Raw genomic sequence first — 8,445 nt, 5'->3', positions numbered from 1 at the left:
GCTCCAGACCTCTTCGACCCTCTCAAAAAAACTGAAGGTGTAGTATGACGCAACATCCAAAAACTTTTCCAAGTCGAGATCCACGACAGTGGCGTGCCCAGACGCGATATACGCCTGCGCCCGTTCTACCGCCTGATGCGCCGAACGCCCCGGCCGGAAGCCGAAGCTCGTTTCGGAGAACGTCCCGTCCCAGTCCGCCTGCAGCACCTGCATCACCGCCTGCTGGATGACGCGGTCGAGCACCGTCGGAATGCCGAGCAGCCGCATGCCGCCCGACGCCTTCGGTATCTCCACCCGCCGCACCGGCTGTGGTTTGTAGGTGCCCTCAAGCAACTGGGCCCGGATCGTAGGCCAGTGCTCTTTCAGGTAGGCCGGAAGCTCGCCGACGGTCATCCCGTCGGCGCCTGCCGTACCCTTGTTGCGCTTCACTTGCGCCAACGCTTTCTTCAGATTCTCACGCTCGGCTACTGCTTCCATCGACGGTCCTACGACCGCCGGGCGTTCAAGACTGGCCGTCGCCGCGCTTGCTTCGGTCTCTCGGGCGGCGGCGCTTTGGGCTTCACCCTTCGCTCCGGTGTCCGAGTTCAGCTCAACCTGATTCTTCTGCCGCATGGCTCGCGCGAGATCGACCGCTCTACTAACCACTTCCACCGTTCGGGCCTTCGGCGGCGCGCCGCCGCCTAATATGCCCTCTGCTGACTTCTGCGCTGTGGTCAGGCCGCCTTGCGGCGCCCTCAGTCCCGTTGCCGGGACACAGCGCAGATCTCCCGAGGTAAGACCGACCGCCTTCACCGCACGCCCGCCGGATTTACCACCCCGACCCTTGATGACTGTGGACTTCGCGATCATTGGCTCGCTCGTCCGGCCGGGTAGGCCTCGTTATCCGGTTCTTGTCCATCGGGCCGCGGCTTTGCTCCACGCTTTCTTCAGACCCCACCTCGCGGCGACGCCCTTGCGTTTCGCTACCCTTCGCCGCCATCAGGCTGGTAGAGGACTTCCACCTCCAAGCTGTCGTTCATACTCGGCACACCAAAAAAGGGCCCGCGATCACGCGGGCCCTGGTCGCTCGTTGGGTGGTCCGATTAATGCTTGATCTCCGGCGGCAGCTTGCCGCCATTGGCGGCAAGCTTCGCCATCACCTGCTTGTGCAGCCAGATGTTCATGCTTGCGGAATCATTGGTATCGCCGCTGTAGCCAAGCTCCTTGGAAAGCTCCTTGCGCGCGGCGAGGCTGGAATCGATGTCGAGCGCCTTCATCAGATCAACGATCGAGGTCCGCCACTCGAGCTTCTCGCCCTTGGCCGCGACCGCCTTGTCGAGGATCGGCGCGACGTCAACGGTCTGCGCCGGTGCAGCAGAGGTGGCGGCGGGAGACGACGATGCGCTGCTGGACGATCCGCCGGCGGATGCCGTGGTTGTGGCCGCTCCGCCAGCCGGCGCGGCGCTGGCGCTACTGCCGAAGATCGCGCTCATGATTTTTCCAAAGATGCTCATCGTTTGCTCCCAAAAGACCTGAGACGGTGTGACGGTTCTAGGCGGCGCTGGTGGACCGGAGCGCCTGACCGGGGTCGCAGATTAACTGTACCGCCACGTCAATACCTTGCCAATGCGACATTCACTGAAGCGTGAGAGTGCTTTTGTTCATGTTTGGGAGTAGCCTGATGGTTCAGTTCGCGACATGGCCAGTTCCCTGTTCTGTCTTTCGCGCCTGGCCGATTCGTGATCGCTTCGAGAAGCGGTACGTTTGTGCCCGTCTCACGGGCGCGACATGCGGCCGTCCAGAGGGAGACAACGACCATGGCCACTCAAGGCAATGTCACATCCATGACGCAGAGCGGACAAGCTGCCGCATCTGCGCCAGAGATCCGCACCATCGGCCTGTCCGACCTGCATCAAGCGCTGCGGCTCGGCTGGGAAGACTTCAAGGCGGTACCAACCCACGCCATCATTCTCTGCCTGATCTATCCCGTGCTCGGCCTCGTGCTGGCGCGCACGGTGCACGGCTATTCTGTGCTGCCCCTGCTGTTTCCGCTGGCTGCGGGCTTTGCCCTGCTCGGCCCATTTGCCGCCATCGGCCTCTACGAGATGAGCCGGCGCCGCGAGGATGGCGGCGACGCCTCGGCATGGGATGCGATGGAGGTGTTCCGTTCACCGTCGTCAGGCGCCATGCTTGGCGTCGGCACGCTGCTGTTCGCGCTGTTTGTCACCTGGATCGCGACCGCGCAGGCGATCTACACCGCGGTGTTCGGCTACGAGACCGCGGCCAACATTCCGGATTTTGCGCAGCGCATCCTGACCACCCCGCAAGGCTGGTGGCTGATCGTGGTCGGCTGCGGCGTCGGCTTCCTGTTCGCGCTCGTGGCGCTCTGCATCAGCGTGATCGCATTCCCGATGATGCTCGACCGGCACGCGACCGCCGGCGAAGCCATGGTGACGTCGATGCGCGCCGTTGCGCAAAATCCGGTGCCGATGCTCGCCTGGGGCCTCATCGTCGCGGTGCTGCTGGTGCTGGGAACGATTCCGTTCTTCCTCGGACTTGCGATCGTGATCCCGCTGCTCGGCCACGCCACCTGGCATTTGTATCGCGAGGTCATCGTCAGGGATCCCAATGCGCGCCCGCTGATCCCACAACCGCGCCCGCGCAAGCCGGCGGCCGATTTCCCGGCCAACCTCTTCCCGTGGCGGCGCAGCGGGGACGAGTGAGCCCTGCGCCCATCGCGGGTGGAATTGAAGATGCGACCAGACCGCCGGCTGAAGCTGAGCCGGCGGTTTGTCTTGTGTCGTCATCGCGGTGGCGTCGAGCCGATGTGACGATGGCGTGGCAATTGCAGAGATACCTGCTATCGACGGGTCGACCACCAGCCTTGTTTTGGCCGCTGTTGCCGCGAACATACGCGCCGGTTCCGCGACCAATGTCGATGACGTCATCGACTCCGGAGTGAACGGCCATATGACCTCTCGCATTTCCATTCGCGCGCTCGCCATAAGCGCCTGGTTGCTGACATCGGCAGCGTCGGCGCTTGCCGCGCCCTGCGGCACCGGCTCGTTCGAAGCCTGGCTCGACGATTTCAAGAAGGAAGCCGCCGCCAAAGGCATTTCCCAGAACGCGATCCAGGCCGGCCTGGCCGGCGTGACGCTCGACAAGGCGGTCCTGTCGCGCGACCATTCGCAGCAGGTCTTCAGCCAGACCTTCGAGCAGTTCTCGGGGCGCATGGTGCCACCGCGCCTCGCCCGCGGCTCCAACATGCTCAAGCAATACGGCTCGGTGCTGTCGCGCATCGAGCAGGCTTATGGCGTGCCTGGCGAGATCATCGTGGCGATCTGGGGGCTGGAAACCGATTTCGGCGTCAATACCGGAAAGTTTCCGACCATGCGCTCGCTGGCGACGCTGGCCTATGACTGCCGTCGCTCGGACATGTTCAAGGCCGAGATGATGGACGCGCTACGCATCATCGAACGCGGCGACCTCGCGCCGCAGGATATGCGCGGCGCCTGGGCCGGCGAGATCGGCCAGACCCAGTTCATGCCGTCGTCTTACGTCAAGTTCGCGGTCGACTTCGACGGCAACGGCAAGCGCGATCTCCTGCGTAATGTGCCCGACGTGCTCGCCTCCACGGCGAACTTCCTGGCGAGTTACGGCTGGAAGCGCGGCAAGGATTGGGAGCCCGGCAGCGAGAATTTTGCGGTGATCAAGCAGTGGAACAAGAGCGAGGTGTACGCCAGAACGATCGGCTACTTCGCGACCCAGCTCGCCCGCGCGCCGTGAGGCAAATGAAAGGGCCGATCGCCCCAGGCGACCGGCCCCTGTCGTGCTGGACAAACCTACTTCGCCATGCCGGCGTGCATCGCCTTGCCGAGGTGCATGCTGCACGCCCCCATCTTGCCGTTGAGCATAGCCTCCTGGGCGAGTGACATTTCCTTCTGCGCCATGAACTTGCCGTCACCGTCAGCCATGGCTTCGACCGCGGATTCGGTCTTGGCGAGGTTGGCACCGCTGCAGCCAACACCCATCTTGGCGGCTTGAGCTGGAACAACGGCGAAAGCAACGGCAGCCATGGCGGCTGCGCCGATCAATGTCTTGATCATGGGATTTTCCATCTTCTGTTTTTGAACAGAAACCAGCGTCATTGCGGAATCTGCGACGGGATTATTCCCAGTTCCGCGCATCGTGCAGAATGAGCTTCACGCGATACAAATGTGATGCGCACTACGCGCAGCGCTCGCATGCGTTGTGTCGTGTTTTCATTACACCTTGGTAAGGAAGCGCGGGGTCGATCACCTGAAGATTTGCGGCGTGGTTCGCGGAGCCGGCATCAATCCGTTCGCAGTTGCGGTACGAGACAATGCACCCTTCGCGATAGGACCGGCCAGCCAGCGGTCGAGCGCCGCATCGATGAGATCCGGATAGGCCTCATGGCCGTGAGCCTGCGCCGAGGCCGAGAGGACCAGTTTCGCCGCTGCGGGCCGGCAACCGGCCGAGGCGAACGAACTCAGGGGATCTCGGACGATCGGACTGAGCGGTGGAACGTCGCCGCAATGCGCCACCGGTCAATCGTTGCCGTTCAAGCCTTCCGCCAAGTCTCGCGCGCAATCGTGCTTCAGCGGAATCAATAAATGAATTACAAATCACTTTTATTCCAGATATTGCATGCGAATCACGCATAGGAGAGGTTCTTCCTATCGACCCCGCTCCAAGCAACGATCAGGCCTTGCTTGGCTCACATGATCTTGATTTTGCGGTCTCAAATTACCACCTGATAGGACAGCGGCAAGTATGCTGCGCGTGCGGCAAGCCATTGATTTTATTGCTTATTACACGCATGACGCCGTTCGTCCGCCGGCTCCTGGGACCCGACGCCGGCCGCTGGCGCCGAAGAGTTAATCAGACCTTACCCGCGCCATGCGTTTTGGGATTAGCTGCATCGCAACATCGGAACTTCTGCACTGCAAAATCTCATCTATATTCATTTCAACGATGAGGCCAATCGAAAGGCTGAATCGGAACTACTAGGAGACTACCAATGCTGCTTTCGCTTATCCGCATGATCCAGGCCTTCCGGGACTATCAGCGCAACGTCAGCGAACTGTCCCAGCTCAGCGATCGCGAACTGGCCGATATCGGCCTTGATCGCTCGGACATTCCGCGTGTTGCAGCCGGCACCTACAACGGCTGATCGCTCGTCGGCCATCTGATGAACGGATAACGCCCGCTCCTCACAGCGGGCGTTGTCGTTTCCGGCCTAGAGCCTTTTCGGTTCTGGTTGCATCTGAACCGGGCTCTAGCTTTTTGATTTGACGCGTTTTCTTTGCGCGAACCGGAATCCACTTCGCTTGAAAACGCTATAGTTTCAGATGCACGCCGGATGAAAACGCGCTAACGCTGCGCGATGACATCGCACAAATCCTCTTCCCAACCCGTGCACATCGTGGGCGCGGGGCTCGCCGGCTCGGAAGCCGCCTGGCAGGTCGCCAATTCGGGCGTCGGCGTGGTGCTGCATGAGATGCGCCCGGCCCGGATGACCGAGGCGCACCGGACCGAAGGCTGCGCCGAACTGGTCTGCTCGAACTCCTTCCGCTCTGATGACGCCGCCAACAACGCGGTCGGGCTGCTGCACGCCGAAATGCGCCGCCTCGGCTCGCTGATCATGCGCTCGGCCGACGCCAACCAGGTACCGGCCGGCGGCGCGCTCGCGGTCGACCGCGATGGCTTCTCCGCCGCCGTCACCCACGCGCTGCGCGAACATCCGCTGATCGAGATCAGCCGCGAGGAAGTTGCCGGGCTGCCGCCGGCCGACTGGAGCAACGTGATCGTCGCGACCGGCCCCCTCACCTCGGCACCGCTGGCGGATGCGATCCGGCAGCTGACCGACGAGACTGCGCTCGCCTTCTTCGATGCGATCGCGCCGATCGTGCACAAGGACTCCATCGACATGTCGGTGGCGTGGTTCCAATCGCGCTACGACAAGGTTGGGCCCGGCGGCACCGGCGCCGACTACATCAACTGCCCGATGACGACGGAGCAGTATGACGCCTTCGTCGCGGACCTCTTGGCCGGCGAGAAGGTCGACTTCAAGGACTGGGAGACCAACACGCCCTATTTCGACGGGTGCCTGCCGGTCGAGGTGATGGCGGAGCGCGGGCCTGAGACGCTGCGCCACGGGCCGATGAAGCCGGTCGGATTGACCAATCCGCACAATCCAACCGTAAAGCCATACGCGATCGTGCAGCTGCGCCAGGACAACAAGCTCGGCACGCTCTACAACATCGTCGGATTCCAGACCAAGCTGAAGCACGGCCCGCAGCAGCGCGTGTTCCGCACCATTCCCGGGCTCGAGAAGGCGGAGTTCGCCCGCCTGGGTGGCCTGCATCGCAACACCTTCCTGAACTCGCCCAAGCTGCTCGACAGCCAGTTGCGCCTGCGCGCCGAGCCGCGGCTGCGCTTTGCCGGACAGATGACGGGCTGCGAGGGCTATGTTGAATCGGCGAGCGTCGGTTTGATCGCCGGGCTTTGCGCCGCCGCCGAGGCGCGCGGCACCTCGCTGACGCCGCCGCCATCGACCACGGCGTTCGGCGCGCTGCTCGGCCACATTACCGGCGGCCACATCGAGACGATCGAGGCCGGCCCGCGTTCGTTCCAGCCGATGAACATCAATTTCGGCCTGTTCCCGCCGCTCGCCCATCCGCCGGCCAAGAAGCCGGACGGCTCGCGGCTGCGCGGCAACGAGAAGACCGTCGCCAAGAAGCAGGCGATCAGCGCGCGCGCACTCGCCGATCTCGATCGCTGGATCGCCGATCACCTGCGCGTTGCAGCTGCGGCCTGACACTCATGAGCTTGCCGAAAGACGACGCTGCCACGCTGTCGGCACGATGGAGCCAGGGCGTCCTGCTCAAGCGCGACGTGTTCTCGACCGTGGAACGCGGCCGCTTCCGCACCGGGACCGGCGAGGTCGACGGCGTGTTGCGCCGGCTCGACCAGGTGCCGTTCTGGTCGTTCGGGCTCGCGCTGCATTTGTTCTCACGCGAGCGCCGCGCGCTGACGCTGGCGCGCGACCTCGACGTCGGCCCCAGACTGTTGTGGGCCGGCCGGCGCGCGCTGGTGCGCGGCTTCATCGACGGCGCGGCGCTGCATCTGGCCAAGCCGCATGGCGACGTCGCCTATTTCCGCTCGGCCAAATCAGCGCTGCGCAAACTGCATCGCGCCGGCATCTGCCACAACGATCTCGCCAAGGAGCAGAACTGGCTGGTCGGCCGCGACGGCCGCGCCTATCTGACCGACTTCCAGCTCGCTGCCTGCTTCAAGAGGCGAAGCCGCCTGTTCCGCATCGCGGCCTATGAAGATCTGCGGCATCTCCTGAAGCATAAGCGCAGTTACGCGCCGGAGGCGCTGACGCCAAGAGAGCGCAAGGTGCTCGCCAAGAAATCGGCGGTCGCGAGCCTTTGGCTCAAGACCGGCAAGAAGGTCTATCAGGCCATCACCCGCGGCATCTTCAATTTCACCGACCGCGAAGGCGGCGGCCGACGCCTCGTCAACGATGCGCCCATGCTGGTCGACCTGATCCGCAGGAATCCCGAGGTGCGCGACACCGCGATCGTCGCCTTTGCCGACCGCCGCGTCGGCGTCGGGCTGTATGCCTTCGTCGAGGCCGACCAGGCCGAGCTAGAGAAGACGCTGCGCAACGAACTCGCCGCGGCCAGGGGCGTCAAACCGCCCGAACACATCCAGGTCGTCCACGCCTTGCCACGCGATGCGGCGGGCAAACCGCGCACCGAAATCCTCCAGCTCGTCGCGATGAACCAGATCGACCTGATCGAGACGATGATGCGCAGCGACGCCGATCGCGAGTTCCTCAAGGACATCCTCGAGCAGCGCAAGAATCTGCGCGACCGCTTCAATTTCGAAGTGGCCGAGATGGACAGGCCGTCGCGTTAACGCACACGCCACGCAGCCCTCGACAAACGCGCCCTGAGGCAGCACTCTCGCAAAGGGGGAGCGCTCAAAGGGACAGGTTCTGATGCCACTCACGCGTGGCCGTATCGGGGGATATGATTCCGAACGGATGGCGTTCGGATTCTCCATGCTCGACGGCGACCAGACAATCGAATGCCAGATCAGCGATGCCGCAATGGATGAACTGGCGGGCACGCGGGGAACGCCGAGCATCGCGCGGCAGGCGCAGTTCGTCGCGTTGCGCGACGTCGTCGAGAAGATCGCTTCCGACCTTTATGACAGTGGTCCGGTCGTCAAAGGCGCCACGATCCGGATCTTCACCAAACACATCCCGAAACAGGGCTAGAGGTTTCGGTTCTGATTGGATCAGAACCGAACTCTAGATTCTTGTTTTGACGCGCTTCCTTCACGCGAACCGGCATCCACTTCGCTCGGAAGCGCTCTAGCAGTCTGCTGAAAAACCTCTCGCCGTAGCGAGAATTTGCTGATTCAATTTTT

At 63.1% G+C, this 8,445-nt stretch carries 9 protein-coding genes and 1 pseudogene; 6 read left to right on the top strand and 4 right to left on the bottom strand.

Going from position 1 to position 8,445, the window contains the following annotated elements; translation table 11 throughout:
- Both ACFFWD_RS06075 and ACFFWD_RS06070 read right to left on the bottom strand, forming a co-directional pair.
- A partial coding sequence (locus tag ACFFWD_RS06075; RefSeq protein WP_376962480.1) for a reverse transcriptase domain-containing protein occupies positions 1-849 on the bottom strand: 849 nt, incomplete at its 3' end.
- Between the two features lie 233 nt (positions 850-1,082).
- Positions 1,083-1,493: a DUF3597 domain-containing protein gene (locus tag ACFFWD_RS06070; RefSeq protein ID WP_376962478.1), complete on the bottom strand. Its 411-nt coding sequence runs from the start codon at positions 1,491-1,493 to the stop codon at positions 1,083-1,085.
- Between the two features lie 303 nt (positions 1,494-1,796).
- Here ACFFWD_RS06070 and ACFFWD_RS06065 point away from each other — a divergent pair, with 303 nt between their 5' ends.
- Together ACFFWD_RS06065 and ACFFWD_RS06060 are read left to right on the top strand one after the other, a co-directional pair.
- Positions 1,797-2,702: a DUF2189 domain-containing protein gene (locus tag ACFFWD_RS06065; RefSeq protein WP_376962476.1), complete on the top strand. Its 906-nt coding sequence runs from the start codon at positions 1,797-1,799 to the stop codon at positions 2,700-2,702.
- Positions 2,703-2,949: 247 nt separating this feature from the next.
- Positions 2,950-3,765 carry a lytic murein transglycosylase gene (locus ACFFWD_RS06060; protein ID WP_376962482.1) on the top strand — a complete coding sequence of 272 codons (816 nt, stop codon included), beginning with the start codon at positions 2,950-2,952 and terminating at the stop codon, positions 3,763-3,765.
- Between the two features lie 56 nt (positions 3,766-3,821).
- Here ACFFWD_RS06060 and ACFFWD_RS06055 read toward each other — a convergent pair whose 3' ends face one another.
- Positions 3,822-4,127, bottom strand: coding sequence for a hypothetical protein (locus tag ACFFWD_RS06055; RefSeq protein ID WP_376962474.1), 306 nt, complete (start codon positions 4,125-4,127; stop codon positions 3,822-3,824).
- 893 nt (positions 4,128-5,020) lie between these two features.
- Here ACFFWD_RS06055 and ACFFWD_RS06050 point away from each other — a divergent pair.
- From ACFFWD_RS06050 to ACFFWD_RS06035, 4 genes are all read left to right on the top strand, one after another.
- Positions 5,021-5,173, top strand: a complete 153-nt coding sequence (locus ACFFWD_RS06050) for a DUF1127 domain-containing protein (protein WP_016846063.1) — start codon at positions 5,021-5,023, stop codon at positions 5,171-5,173.
- Positions 5,174-5,386: 213 nt separating this feature from the next.
- Positions 5,387-6,820: a methylenetetrahydrofolate--tRNA-(uracil(54)-C(5))-methyltransferase (FADH(2)-oxidizing) TrmFO gene (gene trmFO, locus ACFFWD_RS06045; protein WP_376962470.1), complete on the top strand. Its 1,434-nt coding sequence runs from the start codon at positions 5,387-5,389 to the stop codon at positions 6,818-6,820.
- A gap of 5 nt (positions 6,821-6,825) precedes the next feature.
- Positions 6,826-7,929 (top strand): serine/threonine protein kinase, encoded by a 1,104-nt coding sequence (locus ACFFWD_RS06040; RefSeq protein ID WP_376962468.1) that lies wholly within the window; start codon positions 6,826-6,828, stop codon positions 7,927-7,929.
- Between the two features lie 82 nt (positions 7,930-8,011).
- Complete coding sequence (locus ACFFWD_RS06035; RefSeq protein WP_376962466.1) at positions 8,012-8,293, top strand: DUF1488 family protein; 282 nt, start codon at positions 8,012-8,014, stop codon at positions 8,291-8,293.
- On the opposite strand, the pseudogene ACFFWD_RS06030 reads toward ACFFWD_RS06035, so the two are convergent.
- Positions 8,265-8,445: pseudogene (locus tag ACFFWD_RS06030) on the bottom strand (hypothetical protein); the annotation flags it as partial. The gene ACFFWD_RS06035 and the pseudogene ACFFWD_RS06030 overlap by 29 nt on opposite strands.

It is taken from the genome of Bradyrhizobium erythrophlei, from assembly GCF_042430365.1.
Lineage (GTDB): Bacteria > Pseudomonadota > Alphaproteobacteria > Rhizobiales > Xanthobacteraceae > Bradyrhizobium > Bradyrhizobium erythrophlei.
The sequence above is the reverse complement of the archived record's forward strand: the minus strand, read 5'-3'. Positions and strand labels throughout refer to the sequence as shown.